Source organism: Priestia sp. SB1, assembly GCF_038898415.1.
Genome location: NZ_JBBJSS010000004.1, coordinates 1 through 17,455, shown reverse-complemented (window position 1 = coordinate 17,455; position 17,455 = coordinate 1). Strand labels below are relative to the sequence as shown.

Genomic DNA, 17,455 nt, shown 5'->3' with positions numbered 1-17,455 from the left:
AGAGCAAACCTCCGCAGGTTTACTCTTTCGTCCTGTTACTTCTGAGCTAACTTAATCACCGTCTCTAAAAGTACGTTTACACCTTTTTCGCATTCTTCCCAAGGAGTGAACTCTTCTTCACAATGACTTTTTCCGTTTACGCTCGGAATAAAAATCATAGCCGTCGGAATGTAGCTAGCTAAAAACTGTGCGTCATGTCCAGCTCCGCTGACCATTCGCTTGTAGGAATACCCTAGCGAACGAACCGACTCTTCCACTTCATCACAAACCGTTTTATCAAACCACACGGTATCGCGTCCCCAAAGCTTGGTCACCCGCACTTCGCACCCTTCTAACAGCTCCGCTTGATCAGGCAGTGATTGAATAATTTTTTCCACGGATGCAATGACATCTTCATCCGTATGTCTCGCTTCAAGCGAAAAAATCACTTTATTTGGAATAACGGTATGAATATTAGGCAGTACGTTCATACGACCCATTGTATAGACTAAATTTGAATCCAATCTGCCGAGCTCATGACGAGCTTCAGCAATCAGGTTATTAGTTGCAAATAGCGCATCTTTCCGCATATCCATCGGCGTCGTCCCGGCGTGATCTGACTCCCCCGTAACTTCAATTTCATAGCATACCATTCCGAGCACGCACTCGACTACACCAATTGATTTGGCTTCTCTTTCTAAAATAGGCCCTTGCTCAATATGTAATTCTACAAATGCCGATGCTTCAGTAAGACGGTTACTTCTATCGCCTTCATATCCGCATGATTGAAGGGCTTGCTTAAACGTCACGCCGTCAACATCTGTCTTCTTCATCATAACGTCTTTTTGAAACTTGCCCGATAAAATACCTGAAGCCATCATAGAAGGCTCAAAACGCGCTCCTTCTTCATTCGTAAAGTTAACAATCATAATCGGCACCTTCGGCTTAATATTATGTTCAACCAGCGTCCTTACTAACTCTAACCCTGCAACTACACCGAGGATTCCATCAAACCTTCCGCCTTTTTTTACGCTGTCCATGTGTGAGCCAATCACAACAGGCGGCTTATCTTCTAGTCCTTCAAGCGTGGCGTAAATACATCCAAGGTCATCGATTTTAATATCCATTCCAAGATCCCGGCAGCATGAGCAAAAATAATCTCGTGCTAGGCGATCTTCTTCTGACAGCGCTAGGCGGGTTACACCGTTATTAGGTGTTCGTCCATAATCGGCAAATCGTTCAAGCGTATTTTTTAACCTTTCTCCATTCACTGCTACTTTTTGTCGTTGCAACTCAACCACTCTCCTCATTATTTGGTTATAAAGTGCGTCTAAGATGCTGTGTTAATGAATATCATTCATTATGACATAAAATAGGCGATATCACTTGAAGTCTGTTAGAACCCCTTCCATTGTTTTTGTAATGAAAGTGCGCAGCTTGCCTTATGTATCTATTAGCTTCAAAACGTAAATTTCCTGCTTTTTTCTATGAATAATGCACGCGTTATTTATGCATTTTTATTATAAAAATAGCGATAGGTTTTTTTCAAAAAAAAGAGAATTAGTTATTATACTAACTCTCCTCTACACACTTACTTTTTATTTGCTTTCTTCGCAATCGCAATCATTGTAGCCAAAACACCAACTGTAATAATCACAATAGCAATTACGGCAGTGGTAATAATAATTCCTGATGTCACTTCTGAAACACCCATTAGTTTACGTTCTCCTTTTGTGCCTGACCTATTTATCTAAATCAGCATATTGATCGATTTATTCCTATTATATACGAACTTGTAAAGCGACGAAATATGTGACACATAATTGACATACTGTTTATATGTTTTCTTTTAATTCTACGTTTTATTTAAGAAAATACGGGAATAATTCAAACATATATAAGAAATACTCTTTATTTCTTTAAAGAAGTATTGTAATATAAATGTAACAATTGTAATATTAACAGCATGAATGTTACATATATTTCAATGAATGAGTAGGAGGGAAATGGAAATGAAAAAATTTGGAATAATCTTAGCATCACTTGCTCTTTTCTTTTCACTAAGCACAGGAGTTACAGCTCAAGCAGCATCACAAAATCTATCAACGACTAATGCGGTAAAAATTGCAGCAAACGCAAGCAACCATTTCTGGAATGCACTTCATGGATCTAAAGGTAATTTATGTACTCAAAAAACATTTAATTATAAAGGCACTCAGTACTCATATCTTTGTCAAGATTTTAATACAAAAAGCAAACTAGTAAGCTACTTATCTGAAACGTTTACAAACAGTGCTATTCAAAAAGGATTAACAAATTATCGCTACATCACATATAACGGAAAGCTTGCTCGTCCTGTCGGTGACGGATTCAGCATGCTAGAGTGGAACAAAGCAAAAGCAAAACTAACTTATCAGCGCGCCGATGTTCGCTCTTATCAATTTACGGTTCCAACAGTTGACGGAGGAAGTGTAAAACGCACCGTTACATTTTATAAATCTGGTTCACAGTGGAAAGTAAATAAGTTTGATGCTGTACTATAAGCAATATAAAAAACAAGGTCTTCTAAGGCCTTGTTTTTTTATGCTCTCTCTTCCGCTCTTTATTAAAGAAGTTTCACTTTATTTTCACCAACTCCCCTTATAGTATGGAGACACACTACTACTTATTCGATACATTGTCATCGGAGGATTTTATATGAACATACTACAAAAAAGAACGGCTTTTATCGTAACGGCAGCTTTTCTTTTAGCATTTGTTTTCAGTATCGTTTCACTATCACACTATAAAGGAGAAGAACATTTATTTTCAATTCAAGAAAGTCATCAGTTAAAAAAGATTACGAATGGTATATCTGCTCTTGATAATAACTCAAGAGATCATCGTCTTCCTTCAGGAAACGGTCCTGCTTCACCCAGCAATTCCGGAGAACACGTAACGCCTTTTCATAATCTATCTATGGATAACGGTGCCGGAAGTCAAGGAGCTAATAAAGACTATGAAACGCCGCTAGCTCTTTATACGGTGGGCTTTTTTATAGCAGCAGCTTTCGTTTACGGATTAGTAAAGAAAAAGAAATGGCATCATTCGATAGGGCATTCTCGCGTTATTTTATGGTCATTACTTGGCACTGGTTTATTTATTCGGATTGCGCTGATTCCGTGGGTAGGCTCTCATATGGATGCGTCGCTTTTCAAAAACTGGGCATCGGTTGCGGCTAATCATTTTTCAAATTTCTACGCTAAAAGCGGAAGCGATTATCCGCCGTTTTATATTTATATCTTGTTTATCGTTGGGAAAGTTGGCAGTTTACCGGATTTTCAGCAGTATTTTTCGCTGTTGATTAAAATTCCGCCTATTTTAGCAGATGTTGTCACATCTTATTTACTCTATCGTTTAGCTCGTAAATACTTGGCACCTTCTTTTGCATACCTGTTAGCAATTGGGTATTTATTTAATCCGGCCATTTTAGTTAATTCAACGTTTTGGGGACAAGTGGATTCATTTTTCACTTTACTTATTGTCCTAGCCATTGTAATGATTACGGAAAAACGAATTTACGCGTCGGCCGTTATTTTTACAGCAGCGGTCTTAATGAAGCCGCAGGCGATTATTATCCTGCCTATTTTGTTTTTCGAGCTCATTCGCCTGAAGCAAGTGAAGCATTTCTTCGGCATTGCTTTAACGGCGGCTTTCACTGCTGGGGTGATTTTATTGCCTTTTTCAGTCGGAAAAAGTCCAACGTGGATTATTGATTTATTTTCATCCACCATTGGAGAGTACCCGTATGCTTCTGTTAACGCCTACAACTTTTATAGTTTAATAGGCGCAAACTATAAAGACAGCTCTGCAACGCTGCTGTTTTTCAGCTATCATACGTGGGGACTTATTTTTATCGTCGCGACAACTATTTTTTCTTGGCTTATTTATATAAAAGGACGGAGCTTTAAATACGCCGCTCTTGCAGCGCTTATTCAAATTTCAGGGGTATTTACGTTTTCTTCAAGCATGCATGAACGCTACTTATTTCCAGCAGCAGCGCTTGCTTTAGTGGCTTATATTTATTTAAAAGACAAAAATTTGCTTTACTTATCCCTTGGATTTAGCATCAGTATTTTTATGAACACTTTTTTTGTTTTATACGGCGACAGTAATATGCAAAACAGCACGTCATACCCGTTTTCTATGTTTGCTACATCGATGCTAAACGTTTTGCTTGTTGTTTATTTAGTAAAAGTTGCTTGGAATTTAGTCCAAAAAAGTACGGTTTTAAAAACGGCATAATACAAAAAGCTCAGTGAGTATGATTGATCACTGAGCTTTTTTACATAACAAGCGACATGCCTGGCGCGTCTTCTTCTCTTTCTTGAAATCCTAATTTTTTATAAAAATGATGCTTTCCTTTTGCTGCAAACAGCTGAATCGATTCAATTCCGCTTTCTTGGCATTTCGTCAACAGCTCTTGAATAATTTGCTTTCCAAGTCCTTTGTTTTGGTACGAGGGATCAACCATCACGTCGCAAATAAGCGCTTGGTAAATTCCGTCTGAAATCATACGACCGAATGCAATCAATTGTTCATTATCATAAATACCGACTCTAAACCAGCTGTTGGCTGCCGCTTCAAACAGCTGTTCTTTTGTATAATTGCCTTTTTTACTTTTATGTAATCCGCTCGCTTCATGCAAAGCAGCAAACTGCTCAAATAACGGAACCTCTTTTTTTATTACGTAAGACACGTTCATTCTCCTCTCAATACCGTTGCTTTCTATATTATATTTATACATCAAAAAGAATAATAATTCAACATTTTTATCTAGTTATCTTGTTACCCTTTCTCCAAATAAAAAAACTGCCAAACGGCAGTTTTTTAGGCCTGTGCTGATTTTTTTCGTTTTTTAAGATCAATTCCTGCAATAATAAGCAAAATGATTCCAAGAGCGATCATGATTTTACTCACTGTTTCTACCCATTCCGGTGCGCCTTCAGCAAGTAAAAGTGAAAATCCAATGATATAAACCGGAAACCCAACGAGAGCCCAAGGGGATTTCACCTTCTTTGTCTTCATATATAGGATCTCCTCCTTCTTTACAGATTCTATGTAGGCTGTATATGATGAGTTTATCAGAAAAAATTGGAAACGACAAAGGAGATAAACGCATGCATACGTTGCCTCAAACATTTTGTGATACAATTACTCACCTTCACTCTCATAAAGGCCAAAAGTGGCTAACTGACTTTCCTCAGCTGATTCGCTACTGCGAACAGCGATGGCATATCACCATTCACAGTCACTTCCCTCTTTCTTACCACTTTGTTGCTCCTGCGCGCAAAGCAGATGGAAGCGAACTAGTTGTAAAACTCTTTGTAGAGCCTTCAGAGCTGCTTCATGAGCAAGAAGCACTGACAGCAATAGCTGTTGAGAACACGGTAAAAATAGTGGACAGCGATGCTGAAAAAGGCATTCTACTGCTTGAAAAGCTATCTCCCGGATGCCCGCTTTCCTCTTTATCAACTAAAGAAGAAGCTGCGTTAATCGCTGCTGGGCTCATGAAATCTCTGTGGCGCATGCCTCAATCAGACTCCACTATCGAAGAAACAGCCGTTAAAAGAGAGAAGCAGCTTCGAGAGTATACACAAATGTATCCAAGCGGCATTGATTTTCTTTCTTCCGAAACGCTTCAACACGCGCTATCCGTTTTCTCTGAATTAAACCGGACTTCTCAGCAGCTTTTTTTGCTTCACGGAGACTTGCATCATGATAACATCTTACAGTCTGGTGAAGCGTGGAAAATAATTGATCCAAAAGGGTTGATTGGAGAAAAAGAGTACGAAATTATCCCTTTTCTTTTAAATCATCTGCCTAAGACAAACGTAGCAGAGACAATTGACCATCGAATCAATATATTTGTAAAAGAACTGAACGTAAGTAAAAAACGCATTTTACTGTGGGGATACGCTCATTCTGTATTAGCCACGTGCTGGTTAATAGAAGACCGCCAAGACGCCGCTTCTTTTTTACGTGCTATAGAAGCATTTCAGCACTTATTTGAGTACTATTACGGGCATAAAAAATAAGAGCCGACATTTGGCTCTTATTTTTTGCATTTCTCTGCGACAAGCTCATATGATTTTAATCGTTCAGCCGGATCATGCGTAATGGTGACAAGCATGAGTTCATCCGCTCCGTAGCGTGCTTGAACTTCTTGAAGACGGACGTGTACTTCTTCCGGGTTTCCGATAATCATAGCTTCTTTCATCTTCTTCATTTTTTTCTCTTCTTCTTCTGTAAGCGGATAGCTGGCCGCTTCTTCAATAGAAGGCACGCCTTTTGCTTCCATTTTATCCTGCTGAATTTTCCATAGAAGTGAGCTCGTTGCGATGCGATGCGCTTGCTCGGTTGTTTCAGCGCAAATGACCGATACAGTGACAATCGCATAGGGCTGATTCCCGCTCCGTCTTGGCTGAAAAGCCTGCTTGTACTGATCAATAATAGCTGAACCGTCTTGTTCACTCATAAACTGTCCAAACGTATAGGCCATTCCGTTTCTAGCAGCGAGCTCGGCACTTTTTTTACTTGTGCCAAGCAGCCACGGTTCTGGAGAGACAGGTGGAAGCGGCGAAGCTGAAAGCTTGGCGTATTCATGTTCAGCCGGAAATTTATCGTCTAAAAACTGCAGAAGCTCTTCAACAAGTTCAGGCATTTTAAATACTTGCTGCAAGAAGTTATCCGATAGCGCATTTGTTGCTTCAGCCGATCCACCCGGCGCGCGCCCAATCCCTAAATCAACGCGCCCTGGAAACAGCGTTGCGAGCATGTTATACGTTTCCGCTACTTTATACGGCTTGTAGTGAGGCAGCAGCACCGCTCCCGATCCAATTCGAATTCTATTAGTTTGTGCGCCGATATAGCCAAGCATCACTTCAGGAGCCGAACAGGCAAGTCCAGACAAATCATGGTGCTCTGCAATCCAGTAGCGCTCATAGCCAAGCTTGTCACCCGCTTTGGCCAGCTGCATCGATGCTTCTAACGCTTCCGCTGGGGTCTGATGGGATGAAACGGGCGATTGGTCGAGTATACTTACTTTCATCACACATCTGCTCCTTATTCGTTCACTTCAATTAAACTTAATGAGAAATCCCCTACCTGGCCTTTTTCATATAAATTTGTAAAAGACGTAGAGTACTGATGAATCGTTCCTTGGAAATCCAGATCTTCTTCTGGGACATTTACATGAAAAGTACCTTTATATAAAAGTGTAGTAATATCATGATATTCCTCACTTGTTACTTTAAAATCAACTGAAACTTTTGTTTTGCCTTTTACAATTTCTTGTTCATAGCTGTAAATTTGAATAGGCATATCATTTAATACAATTTCTTGTACCACGTTAAATCGTCTCCTTTTTTAGTGCGTATGAAAAATAATAGCACTTGAAGAAGTCATGAGCAAATAAAAGAGCTTCTGGTTGCGCATGCAAAAAAAGCATGGCTTTTCGCCATGCTTGTAGTCCAAAAACGATCTTATACGCGCTTTGTACGCGTGCGTTTGAATACGAAATAAAGAACAATAATCACAAATGCCGCAACTACAAACGGAAGCGTATATTTGCTTGCTACGTCTTCAATGTTCGCCCAGTTCTCGCCTAGCTTTCCGCCTAAGTAAATAAATAAAATCGACCAAGGAATCATCGCTAACACGGTTAAAGACGTAAACTTCCAAAACGGCATTTTAGCAATACCTGCAGGGATCGAAATCGCATGTCGAACAACCGGGACAAAACGAGCGGAGAAAACCACGCCCGCGCCGTATTTATTAAACCAGTTTTCCGCAAGGTCGATATGCTTATCATGAATAAATAAGTACTTGCCGTATTTTTGAAGAAACGGACGTCCTCCGTAGGCTCCAATCCAATATAAAAACCACTGTGCAATCGTTCCGCCAATAATTCCGGCAATGACTGCTCCAGGAAAACTAATCATGCCTTTAGAAATCATATACCCCCCGTAGGCTAGTACAATTTCACTTGGAATGATTTCAATCATTAAGCCGAGCGCAATACCTAAATAGCCAAGGCTCGTTAAAAAATCCAAAATACTCGTAATAAATGAACTCACCTTTAATCACCTTACTCATTCTTTAATAATTTTACACTACTACTATATTCCAACCATCAGTATAAAAGGAAACTATGAACTCATTATGAACAGCTTACTTCCCCGTTGACTGCCGGTACCTTTTCCGCAGCTCATGCGTATGCAGATCCGCTAGGCGGACCGGAATCGGAAGCTTACTTTCTTTTGAAATAAAATGCATCATAAGCTGATATGACATGTCCAAATCAATATAGTTTCCGCACGACAGAAAAATAGGCTTTACCCCTTTGGCTGTCCTTACTACTCTACCATAAACTTCGCCATCAATCACAATATCTTCATAAGCGCCTGCTGTATCTTCAGGCATAACGTAATCATGTCCCTTGATCTTTAAATAGCTTTTCCCAATTCCAACGGTAGGTTTATTGAGAAAAAACGAAGCATGTGTGGCTACTCCCATGTGCTCGTAGTGCAAATATCCGTTGCCATCAAATAAAAACACATCGGGCTCTATTTGAAGTTTTTTAGCCGCTTCAAGAATTAAAGGAAGCTCTCGAAAAGCTAGAAACCCAGGAAGATAAGGAACCGTTACTTCTCCTACACTGTGCACTTTTTCCACAATGCTTTTCGTCTGATAATCAACCACTACAATGCTGCAAGCTCCGTAAGATATGCCGTTTTCTTCCCAATACGCAACATCAACACCAGCACAGTTATGTATATGCGTCATTTTGACGCCTGATGTTAAATCAATTTGTGCTTTTAGCTTTTGCTGAAGCGTCCGGCACTCCTCTTTCGTTTGCATCGTAAACGTATGTATATACTGAATATCCATGTTCCATTCCTTTCATTGACTGACTCACCTATTATACAACTATTTTCTAAGAAATTCCTATTCTTTTTTTCACACCTTCTATTATAGCGCTGTTTCCTTAACGTTTGATTAAAATTCCTATTCGTTTACGCATTTTTTGTAAACATCATCATGAAAAAATCCCTATTTTTCTTTACGAAATGTCAACGTTTTCTACACACTTCCTCTATATCAGCATCACATTTTTTCGTTACGCTATTTCTATACCAACGCATAGGAGAGAAATGTGATGAAAAAATATTTAGCTGGTTTAAGCGCCGTCGCCTTGTTATGCTGTTCAATCGCCTCTTCTGCTTTTGCACGCACGGAAGAAAAACTCACAAATATCGCGCACCGAGGAGCCTCTGCCTACGCACCTGAAAATACAATGGCTGCTTTTCACCAAGCGCTAGAAATGAATGCGGATTACATTGAACTTGACGTGCAGCAAAGCAAAGACGGTGTACTCGTTATTATGCATGACCGTACCGTAGACCGAACGACAAACGGAAGCGGACACATTCGAGAGTTAACGTACGCGGAGCTTCAGCGCTTGGACGCAGGAAGCTGGAAAGGGGATTCTTTTACGAATGAAAAAATTCCAACTCTTTCGCAAGTATTAGATGAATTTCAAGGAAAAATCGGTATATTAATAGAGTTAAAAGCGCCGGAACTTTATCCTGGAATTGAAAAAAAAGTAGCTTTTGAAATCAACAAGCGACAGCTCGATCACGTTATCATTCAGTCTTTTAACGTTTCATCCATGAAAAAAATGCATGAGCTTCTCCCAAACGTTCCTATAGGCATACTAACTTCTTCACAGCGAGACGCAAGCCCAAATTCAATCCAGCAATTCGCCGCTTTTGCCACTTACTTTAACCCGTCTTATGACATCCTAACGCCTGCTCTTATCCACCAAGTCCATTCTGCCGGAATGAAAATATCACCGTGGTCTGGAACCAAGCGGCTTACCGCTTCATTTTTGTGGAAAACAAAAAGTGACGGAGTGATTACAAATTATCCTGATGAAGTGAATTGGGTGCAAACATCAAGTGCTATCGGACAACAGCTCGAAAAAGGAAGCGCACGCCGAGTAATTACACTTGCCGTCACAATGTGGCCATAGTTCCTGTAATCTTTTACTAGTAACCTCGTCTTCCTTACTGCCTTTTTAACGCTTCGATACGTTTGATTTCACTGAAATACCGAAAGTTCCCTTTAAAACATCTCTCCATCGTTTTAAAAAACTGCTCCGCTCCTCCTAACACCACCATAAAAAAGTCTTGTTTTGGAAGCACTGCTTTTACAGGAGGAGATGTATGCAAGGTATACAGTACAAACTGTTCAGAAGCCGATTTTAAGGTTAATACTAACGGTTGATCTGGAAAATTCATCTCTCCATATCCGGTCTCTTTTAAACTCTCCATTGCATCCAACAAATAAAGCCACATCCCATCTATAACATCCCATGCAGATGCATCAAGAAGCGGCTCACCGTAGTATTCAAGCTTAATAGCTCCTTCAAGGCAAGTAAAATCAAACTGATTACCGTAACGAATGAGTTCTTCTTCGTTCGATATATCGATAAAATAGTGCGATTCCTTTTCATATAGAGATGATAAATCCGTAATCAAAATACCTGGACGCTTAATGAATGTTTGAACACGAAACAACATTATCCCTCCATGCCCTGTTTGCTTTCACAGCTCAAATAAATTTTCTCCGTCCTTATTTACCCAATACTTTTCTATTTTTGGAATCAAACCTGTAAAGTCTTTATACGTTCCTTTCCAATCGCTTGGAACATATTCTTCAAATGAAGCCGGCTCAGGAAACAGTGAGTAAAACGTCTTTTGATCAAAATCCACCAAAAACGAAGGGCTAAAATCTAATACGTCTTCTTCATCTACGCTTTCTATTTTATCTTCAAACAGCTTTAAAAGAGTAGTTGTATCTGCTTGATACGACTCTATACGTTTTAAAAAAAGCTCAGCATTTTCATTGCTGAGAACTTCGATCCCTTTTCGTTCAGGTTCGATGTATTCATTAACCGCTGAATCACCTTCATTTTCAAAAGCTTGTGCAAACTTTACATAATCCAAATACCATAGCTCTCGATCGGTCACATACCATTGAAACTGCTTTTTATGTACTACTCCGACAATTACGTTTTCAGCATATATGGGTTCTAGTATGAGATGGACCCTCCTTGCTTTTATTAGCTTTGTGGCCTGTTATATACGATTTAATTAATCTTTAAGCACTCTCTTTTGTACTTTTTCATTCAGCTTTCGTTTTAAATATTCAGCAATTTCTATTTGTCCAAATTCCTTAGCATATCGGTACGCATCCATCTCTTTAATATTCTCACCGGTATATTGAACGGAAATATCTATACCTTGATCAACTAGATGTTCAACTACCTCTTTATGACCACCGTAAATTGCTGCGAATAATGGATTTCTTTTTGCTGAGCTTACATCTAATTCTGCTCCAGATTGGATTAAGTACTGTACTATTTCTACATGCCCCTCACCTGCTGCCACTCGTAAGGCAGAAGCATCAAATATATCCCCTTTTATATTTACATCGATTCCTTTATGCACTAGATACTCTACTATTTCCATCTGTCCTTTTTTTGCTGCTATATGCAACCAGCTACCAAATGGAGTCATGGTGTGTAGAATTGCTTTATTACTACCTATTAATTCTTTGACTGAGTTAATGTCACCACGTTTAATTGCATTTCTTATTGCTTTATTGACACTGTTTTTCTCCAAAGCATATCCCCCTTAATTTAGCTGTTTCTACCGTTTTTACTTTTAAATAGTTGTGGTCAGTGAACTTCACTGTCGTACTTGTAGTTCTTTTAAGACTTTTGTTCGCAGATCATTCACTGTTTTCCTATTCTTATCATCATTTAATAAAGAAGTTAATCTTTCTATGTAACTATCCGCATTCTCTATACATCTTTCAAAACCATTTATAAAATGCTCTACTAATTTATCATTAACTAAAGCAATGGGTTCGGGATAATATTCCACGCCTTCTCTTTCAAATGCTTTTCTACTAGTATAGGCAACTGCATCAATAATACAGTCCCAGGCTATAACATCTGTTTTATTATCTGACGTCTCTTGAATTATTGTGATACCATTTTCCTCGTGATCTAATAATTCATAAAGAGTATCTCCACTATTTTCTTTGTCTTTTAACCATTCCCAGCATTTACATATAACTTTCCGAGCTGAAATTTGATCTTCCGTACGAGAAAGTACCGGTACTACTTTTTCTGAAAGTGCCAGAAAAAATATCACTTTATCATGTTCTGTTAAACTATTGAAATTAGCATTAGTCATTCTTAAACTCCGTTTCCACTTCTCTCACTATGATGAGCTTAACTCCTCCGTCTATATATCTTTTGCTTTTCTATGATTAGGAAAGAAATTTTTTTATGATCTTTTTATCATATTCATCTTCTGAAATAATCCCCAAGTACTTATACTCCCAAATCACCTGTTGTTCATACGGGTCAACAGTAAGAATATCTTCATACCCGTAGTCTATCTCAAATTTCCCATCATGATCTAAATGCAAAGTTAAACTTGTCCATATCTCCTGCTTGTTTTCTATAAATACATCTAACAACTCACGAAAGCACTCTAACTGTTTGTCTAATAACACTAAGTAGCTCTGTTCTGACACCTCAAATAGTTCAGGTATATCATGACTATATATAGGTTCATCGCTTCCTTTTGGATAATAAAAGAAATACGTTGTTTGAGAACCTTCTCCTACTTCTGCATACAAATAGATTTCTCGCCAGTCTTCTTGTATCATTTCCTTTAAATTATCGGCCACCTTTTGATAAATATTATTAAGCTTTAATTCCATCTACTGTCCACCTTCTGCTTTAAATATTCAGCAATTTCTATTTGTCCTCGTTCAATCGCAAATGTGTAAGCATACATTTCTTTTATGTTTTCACCAGAGTATGTAATCGATATATTAATATGATTCTCAACTAACAGTTTAACCATCTCAAAATGACCGTTATATATGGCAGCAAACAGCGGATTTCTATCTGGTTCACTGATATCAATTTCAATATTATGGTTAATAAGATACTTAGCAATATCTATATGTCCTTTTGCAGCCGCTCTTTCTAAGGCATTGGTAGAAAAAGTTCCTCCTTGTGCATTAACATCTATTCCAGCACGAATAAGGTATTGTACAATTTCTAAATGACCATGAGCTGTCGCTACATGTAGCCATGTGCCAAAAGGTGTGATCCATGTTAACATTTCTGGTTCTTTCTCAAATAAGTCTCTTACCTTATTTAAGTGACCACCTTTTATAGCACCTCTAATAGCTTTTGTCATTTGAGTTATTTCCATTTTTCGTTTTCCCTTTACTTTCTACCTTGTAGAATCCTCTCCAATATACTTCAGCACTTCCATTATATCGTCTCTCTGCTTGGTGTAATGCGCTGTAGTGTGGAAAGCTTGTTCTCTATAGCAAGACTCCATTCGTTGCTTCTTTATATACTCCTACTAGTCTTCATTACTATGATTTTGTTTGATTTTATGTAAAAGAGCCATCACTTTTTCTTTATCATGGGCATGATCTTCAATATATACGCGGCAGATTTTGTGCAAGTAAGTTAAAAACGTTTCATAATCGACAATAACACTTTTGTCAGTGTCACCCGTACCGTCTAGAAATTCAATTCCGTTTTCAACATAACCCTCTTCCCACGGCTCTAAGTCACCTGAAAATGTACAAATGTGGTACTCATTTCCATAACCAGTTTCCTCTGAAAAATAGTGTAAGACTTTTAAAAATTTTTCATCTGATAAAGCGCTATAAAAACTTATTAATGATATTGTGGTTATTTGCTTAACAAAATAAAGAATAAATAGGGCATACGTTTAAAAGGTGTTGTACGTCCTATATAATTCGTAAAAACATAATATGGGGATTTAAGGAGTTACTTATATTCTCTGAATAAAAAATGAACTATGAGTCACTAGGTGGCCCTACCACAAAAAAGAAACCTTGAAAGGCACTTTGCCATCAAGGTTTGAAATTCATTTAATTTAAGGCACATACACAATAATTTCACCAATAGGGTATGTCCCCTTCCACCCACAAGGCCAACCTCCTTGCTTATAAACTTCAAAGATTTTTTCATAAAAATTATCTGTTTTCCCATTAACTAATCGATTTAATGCACACATCGTGAGGTCTCCCTCAACTTCCTCATTAATATCAATATAATCAAAAGGAAGAAAGTCATTCGAGTAATTGTCATGGTCACTAAAAAAATCATATAAATCATCTTGCTGAGTTACTAAATCCAAATCATATACCTTTTCAACAATACTTTCTGCTTCCTGTGATTTAACATATTCCCATACAGTATCGACTTCACTTGAGTCCTGAGACCAGGCAAGGTTTTGGGCTTCATTGAAATCATTTATTACCTCTAAGTTATTTACATGAAAGTTATTCTTATTAAACATCTTATCATTACGAATAAAATCCATTACTTCTTCTACTAATTGAGTGTTTTCACCAAATTTCATTTAGATAACCACCTTTCCCATAACTCTTCGGTTGCTCCACCGCCTCTGTTCCAAACAGGCAGTTTTTTATTTTTACCACTTTTGTAAAATTCCTCGATATTATTTATTTTAGTCTTATATAACGGTAATCCATTTTCCACTCCCTTTTTTAGCTTTTGTTGTAGTTCATATACTTGTTTTTCTAACACTGCTATATCTTGATTAACATCCATTTTATCAAGCTGTTTTCTTACAACATTGTTATAAACGCTATGAAAGCCTCTATGTCTAGATAGACTACTAACATCGTCAGAAGGTATAGGTAAAAATATACCGTTTGTAGAGTCATTCATTTCCATTCCAATTTTTTTAATAACTGGATGTTTATTTAATTGAGAAGGAATTATATGTTGTGCTTGATAACCTTTCCAACTTTTAGAGCGAGGTAACCCCATTGACTCTAGTAAGTTTTTACCTAATTTAGTTGGGTCTCCTGAGGTAGGGTTTCCAGGAGTACCTGGAATAAGTCTATTAGCATTATCTATACCCTTAGTACCCGTTTGAATTTGACGTTCACTCACACGCTCTGCTTTTACAGGCTTTTCAATCATCTGCATCGTCTGTTTCTTCACATTCTGCAAGGTCTCCCTCACCGTCTGCTGGGCAAGTGCTGGACCAGCCGGCACAAGTTCTGGCATGAGTCTTGGCATACTGCTGTCTAGGATGTTGTTATACGTTTTATGTAGCGACTGTGTCCAAGAGGCCGGTGCGTTTTTGACGCTTTGGTAGGCTTGCTTTGTGACGTTGGCAACGGCGCTTGTGCGAAGCGTGTTGCGCATGTTGTTGAGCTTTTCGGTTCCTTTGGTCGCAAGGCTTTGTCCCATTTTCCCCGCTACCTTCGTAGAAAGCGCCCCAGCTCCAGCAATTCCTAATGCTTGCAGAAGACTTGCTTTACGCTGTTCTTCACTGATTTTATTCCCGAACATGTCGCGTCCGGTCATGTATTCTCCTAGCCCGTTTGCGGCCACAAGACCGTAAAGGCCTTTTTCGGTTTGCTCTAGGACTTTGAAGGATTTAGCGGATTTGTAGGCGTCTAAGGCGTGATCCGCTGCGCTTAGGCCTTTAGCCGTTTTGTAGATGGCTTTTCCGCCTTTTGCGGCTCTTCCTACCCAGCCGACAACCGGAATGAAGCCGGCTGCTGCCATGGCTCCTGCTGCGACGCGCTGTGAGGTAGAAAGTTTTTTATCAACAGTAACTATTTAAAACAAAAACTTTACCCATTGACAATTTTGAAATACATGTTACAGACAAATGCTTAGATTTATTCTATATCAAAATTAATTAGATAAAAAAAGATGCTCAACTAATACGCTAAGCATCTTTTTTATTTATTCACTCATTCTACAACATTATAATTCTGTTTGATTTTGTTTAAAAGAGCCATTATCTTTTCTCTGTCATTATAATCTTACTAATTACTCTTCAAACCCAATGACTAACCACTCATCTGTAACATCCCAAAAGTTAACACCGTAGTCCGGCTGATCATTTGTAAACCAAATCGTAGCATTATCATTGCTGCAATTTTCTAAATCGACGGCTACATAACCTCCCATTCCACTTTCAAAGAAGCTAAATGTTGTAGTCAAATTAATCTCTAATGGTTGTTCTAGATCATCAATAATTCCCCATTCATCGTCATCAGAGAATGTAACATGATTTAATGATACTAATCCCATTGCCCTGCTTGAAAAATAATAAAAGCCGTCATGTATATTTTCATAGAAACTCCTCAATTTTTCAGGTACATCTTGCCAAACATTTTTTAAAGTAGGATTCTCTATATTACTAGTGGGTAAACCACCTTCATAATACATACAACCACTTTGAGAATCCTTTATACTATATAAAATCGCATATTTACCATTATCTAAGATTAATTCAACATCCAACAAATTTTCTGACAGGTATAATATTGTGTTGCTCAACTCTTTATTGAATAAACTTTTCCATATAGCTAAAGTTTTTCTTACTCTAATATCCTTATCTTCTTCCCTAACAATCTCTAACCATTGACTTGGTATTTCGTCCTCTCTAATGCTCTTTATTTTATCAAAGTGTACTAGTTCCACTTCTTTTCTATATTGTCTTAAAAAAGATATTTTATCCATTAGTTGTCACTCCTTATTGAATTTATTAAATTCATCTATTATATCTTGAATCTCACTCTCTAATTTTCTCTCTTTTAATATCATTTCTTCTCTAAATTTCGGATTAACCAGGATCCCTTCTTTTTTATATATTGTCCATTCCTGGTATGATTTGGATCCTTTTGATTTGTTTGCTGTCTCAGTCAATCCAATAAAATTTTCTCTGTAATTGGCGATTGCTTTTTGTTGTTCATAAGTGAGGATTTCAAAACCCTCCATTCTACTTATCTTAGCTAACGGAACAATGTGATCTGCATGTAATTTTCCATTTATTGTTTTGCCAGGGAGAGCTGGATCAGGAGTACCTATTAAATCATCAATATTCTTATTTACATCATCTTGTATTTTTTTAGTAGGTGAGGAAGCCCTTAACTTCTTACTAACTTCAGCAGATATCTTTCTTTCTCCATATCTCACACCACTAACTTCATCCGTACCCTTAGTATTCTTTTGAATCGGACGTTCACTCACACGTTCTACTTTTACAGGCTCGTCAACCTTCCAAACCGTCTCAACCTCAACCTCATCACCCAGCTTGTTAACATCACTCTCTGACATAAACCTGCCGCCAGGTCCACGGTAGCTGTTGCGATTCGGATAATATTTCACCTTCGTTACCATCTGCATCGTCTGCTGCTTCACATTCTGCAAGGTCTCTCTCACCGTCTGCTGGGCAAGCGCTGGACCTGCCGGCACAAGATCTGGCATGAGTCTTGGCATACTGCTGTCTAGGATGTTGTTATACGTTTT

General features: G+C 38.2%; 22 protein-coding genes and 1 pseudogene. 4 read left to right on the top strand and 19 right to left on the bottom strand.

What is annotated here, in order from left to right:
* Window positions 1-35 precede the first annotated feature (35 nt).
* Complete coding sequence (locus tag WKH56_RS15180; protein ID WP_033579195.1) at window positions 36-1,271, bottom strand: Zn-dependent hydrolase; 1,236 nt, start codon at window positions 1,269-1,271, stop codon at window positions 36-38.
* A 714-nt stretch (window positions 1,272-1,985) separates the two neighbouring features.
* Here WKH56_RS15180 and WKH56_RS15175 point away from each other — a divergent pair.
* Window positions 1,986-2,522 (top strand): IseA DL-endopeptidase inhibitor family protein, encoded by a 537-nt coding sequence (locus WKH56_RS15175; protein ID WP_014459798.1) that lies wholly within the window; start codon window positions 1,986-1,988, stop codon window positions 2,520-2,522.
* A gap of 154 nt (window positions 2,523-2,676) precedes the next feature.
* Window positions 2,677-4,263: an MptA/MptB family glycosyltransferase gene (locus tag WKH56_RS15170; RefSeq protein ID WP_028413088.1), complete on the top strand. Its 1,587-nt coding sequence runs from the start codon at window positions 2,677-2,679 to the stop codon at window positions 4,261-4,263.
* 40 nt (window positions 4,264-4,303) lie between these two features.
* On the opposite strand, the gene WKH56_RS15165 is transcribed toward WKH56_RS15170, so the two are convergent.
* Window positions 4,304-4,723 (bottom strand): GNAT family N-acetyltransferase, encoded by a 420-nt coding sequence (locus WKH56_RS15165; protein WP_205826977.1) that lies wholly within the window; start codon window positions 4,721-4,723, stop codon window positions 4,304-4,306.
* A gap of 125 nt (window positions 4,724-4,848) precedes the next feature.
* Entirely contained in the window at window positions 4,849-5,046 is a 198-nt protein-coding gene (locus WKH56_RS15160) for a hypothetical protein (RefSeq protein ID WP_034269118.1), read from the bottom strand.
* Between the two features lie 47 nt (window positions 5,047-5,093).
* Here WKH56_RS15160 and WKH56_RS15155 point away from each other — a divergent pair, with 47 nt between their 5' ends.
* Window positions 5,094-6,056 (top strand): aminoglycoside phosphotransferase family protein, encoded by a 963-nt coding sequence (locus tag WKH56_RS15155; protein ID WP_342836058.1) that lies wholly within the window; start codon window positions 5,094-5,096, stop codon window positions 6,054-6,056.
* A 17-nt stretch (window positions 6,057-6,073) separates the two neighbouring features.
* Here WKH56_RS15155 and WKH56_RS15150 read toward each other — a convergent pair whose 3' ends face one another.
* The 4 genes from WKH56_RS15150 to WKH56_RS15135 form a co-directional block, all read right to left on the bottom strand.
* Window positions 6,074-7,069 carry an LLM class flavin-dependent oxidoreductase gene (locus WKH56_RS15150; RefSeq protein ID WP_063247851.1) on the bottom strand — a complete coding sequence of 332 codons (996 nt, stop codon included), beginning with the start codon at window positions 7,067-7,069 and terminating at the stop codon, window positions 6,074-6,076.
* A 14-nt stretch (window positions 7,070-7,083) separates the two neighbouring features.
* Window positions 7,084-7,368 carry a DUF3219 family protein gene (locus WKH56_RS15145; RefSeq protein WP_063247850.1) on the bottom strand — a complete coding sequence of 95 codons (285 nt, stop codon included), beginning with the start codon at window positions 7,366-7,368 and terminating at the stop codon, window positions 7,084-7,086.
* Between the two features lie 134 nt (window positions 7,369-7,502).
* Complete coding sequence (gene uptA, locus WKH56_RS15140; RefSeq protein WP_098249550.1) at window positions 7,503-8,096, bottom strand: undecaprenyl phosphate transporter UptA; 594 nt, start codon at window positions 8,094-8,096, stop codon at window positions 7,503-7,505.
* Window positions 8,097-8,190: 94 nt separating this feature from the next.
* Complete coding sequence (locus tag WKH56_RS15135; protein WP_063247848.1) at window positions 8,191-8,910, bottom strand: endonuclease V; 720 nt, start codon at window positions 8,908-8,910, stop codon at window positions 8,191-8,193.
* A gap of 268 nt (window positions 8,911-9,178) precedes the next feature.
* Here WKH56_RS15135 and WKH56_RS15130 point away from each other — a divergent pair, with 268 nt between their 5' ends.
* On the top strand, window positions 9,179-10,054 hold the full coding sequence (locus WKH56_RS15130; protein WP_063247847.1) for a glycerophosphodiester phosphodiesterase: 876 nt from the start codon (window positions 9,179-9,181) through the stop codon (window positions 10,052-10,054).
* Window positions 10,055-10,088: 34 nt separating this feature from the next.
* Here WKH56_RS15130 and WKH56_RS15125 read toward each other — a convergent pair whose 3' ends face one another.
* The 12 genes and pseudogenes from WKH56_RS15125 to WKH56_RS15070 all read right to left on the bottom strand — a co-directional run.
* Complete coding sequence (locus tag WKH56_RS15125) at window positions 10,089-10,601, bottom strand: hypothetical protein (RefSeq protein WP_033579200.1); 513 nt, start codon at window positions 10,599-10,601, stop codon at window positions 10,089-10,091.
* Window positions 10,602-10,628: 27 nt separating this feature from the next.
* Window positions 10,629-11,123: a hypothetical protein gene (locus WKH56_RS15120; protein ID WP_029322197.1), complete on the bottom strand. Its 495-nt coding sequence runs from the start codon at window positions 11,121-11,123 to the stop codon at window positions 10,629-10,631.
* A 54-nt stretch (window positions 11,124-11,177) separates the two neighbouring features.
* On the bottom strand, window positions 11,178-11,708 hold the full coding sequence (locus WKH56_RS15115) for an ankyrin repeat domain-containing protein (protein ID WP_048019169.1): 531 nt from the start codon (window positions 11,706-11,708) through the stop codon (window positions 11,178-11,180).
* Between the two features lie 66 nt (window positions 11,709-11,774).
* Complete coding sequence (locus WKH56_RS15110; RefSeq protein WP_063247846.1) at window positions 11,775-12,287, bottom strand: Imm6 family immunity protein; 513 nt, start codon at window positions 12,285-12,287, stop codon at window positions 11,775-11,777.
* A gap of 76 nt (window positions 12,288-12,363) precedes the next feature.
* The gene (locus WKH56_RS15105; RefSeq protein WP_048019167.1) at window positions 12,364-12,822 is read right to left on the bottom strand and encodes an antitoxin YezG family protein; all 459 of its coding nucleotides are present in this window, start codon (window positions 12,820-12,822) and stop codon (window positions 12,364-12,366) included.
* The gene (locus tag WKH56_RS15100) at window positions 12,813-13,325 is read right to left on the bottom strand and encodes an ankyrin repeat domain-containing protein (RefSeq protein ID WP_048019166.1); all 513 of its coding nucleotides are present in this window, start codon (window positions 13,323-13,325) and stop codon (window positions 12,813-12,815) included. Before WKH56_RS15100 ends, WKH56_RS15105 begins: the two co-directional genes overlap by 10 nt.
* Before the next feature lie 156 nt (window positions 13,326-13,481).
* Entirely contained in the window at window positions 13,482-13,805 is a 324-nt protein-coding gene (gene cdiI / locus WKH56_RS15095) for a ribonuclease toxin immunity protein CdiI (protein WP_230683483.1), read from the bottom strand.
* 222 nt (window positions 13,806-14,027) lie between these two features.
* On the bottom strand, window positions 14,028-14,516 hold the full coding sequence (locus WKH56_RS15090) for a hypothetical protein (protein ID WP_048019165.1): 489 nt from the start codon (window positions 14,514-14,516) through the stop codon (window positions 14,028-14,030).
* Window positions 14,513-14,950 (bottom strand): AHH domain-containing protein, encoded by a 438-nt coding sequence (locus WKH56_RS15085; protein WP_230683484.1) that lies wholly within the window; start codon window positions 14,948-14,950, stop codon window positions 14,513-14,515. The genes WKH56_RS15090 and WKH56_RS15085 overlap by 4 nt, the downstream gene beginning before the upstream one ends.
* A gap of 408 nt (window positions 14,951-15,358) precedes the next feature.
* Window positions 15,359-15,739 (bottom strand): annotated as a pseudogene (locus tag WKH56_RS15080) (T7SS effector LXG polymorphic toxin); the annotation flags it as partial.
* A gap of 231 nt (window positions 15,740-15,970) precedes the next feature.
* A complete protein-coding gene (locus tag WKH56_RS15075; RefSeq protein WP_063247845.1) occupies window positions 15,971-16,666 on the bottom strand; it encodes a hypothetical protein in 696 nt (231 codons plus the stop codon).
* Window positions 16,667-16,672: 6 nt separating this feature from the next.
* Window positions 16,673-17,455: hypothetical protein (locus WKH56_RS15070; RefSeq protein WP_342836057.1), on the bottom strand; the 783-nt coding region annotated here is incomplete at its 5' end.

Coding starts and splice junctions, on each gene's coding strand:
- WKH56_RS15105 (WP_048019167.1), bottom strand. CDS start 12,822: ATGGAATTAAAGCTTAATAATATTTATCAAAAGGTGGCCGATAATTTA.
- WKH56_RS15150 (WP_063247851.1), bottom strand. CDS start 7,069: ATGAAAGTAAGTATACTCGACCAATCGCCCGTTTCATCCCATCAGACC.
- WKH56_RS15155 (WP_342836058.1), top strand. CDS start 5,094: ATGAGTTTATCAGAAAAAATTGGAAACGACAAAGGAGATAAACGCATG.
- WKH56_RS15090 (WP_048019165.1), bottom strand. CDS start 14,516: ATGAAATTTGGTGAAAACACTCAATTAGTAGAAGAAGTAATGGATTTT.
- WKH56_RS15170 (WP_028413088.1), top strand. CDS start 2,677: ATGAACATACTACAAAAAAGAACGGCTTTTATCGTAACGGCAGCTTTT.
- WKH56_RS15165 (WP_205826977.1), bottom strand. CDS start 4,723: ATGAACGTGTCTTACGTAATAAAAAAAGAGGTTCCGTTATTTGAGCAG.
- WKH56_RS15130 (WP_063247847.1), top strand. CDS start 9,179: ATGAAAAAATATTTAGCTGGTTTAAGCGCCGTCGCCTTGTTATGCTGT.
- WKH56_RS15175 (WP_014459798.1), top strand. CDS start 1,986: ATGGAAATGAAAAAATTTGGAATAATCTTAGCATCACTTGCTCTTTTC.
- WKH56_RS15110 (WP_063247846.1), bottom strand. CDS start 12,287: ATGACTAATGCTAATTTCAATAGTTTAACAGAACATGATAAAGTGATA.
- WKH56_RS15160 (WP_034269118.1), bottom strand. CDS start 5,046: ATGAAGACAAAGAAGGTGAAATCCCCTTGGGCTCTCGTTGGGTTTCCG.
- WKH56_RS15100 (WP_048019166.1), bottom strand. CDS start 13,325: ATGGAAATAACTCAAATGACAAAAGCTATTAGAGGTGCTATAAAAGGT.
- WKH56_RS15135 (WP_063247848.1), bottom strand. CDS start 8,910: ATGGATATTCAGTATATACATACGTTTACGATGCAAACGAAAGAGGAG.
- WKH56_RS15085 (WP_230683484.1), bottom strand. CDS start 14,950: ATGGGGTTACCTCGCTCTAAAAGTTGGAAAGGTTATCAAGCACAACAT.
- WKH56_RS15075 (WP_063247845.1), bottom strand. CDS start 16,666: ATGGATAAAATATCTTTTTTAAGACAATATAGAAAAGAAGTGGAACTA.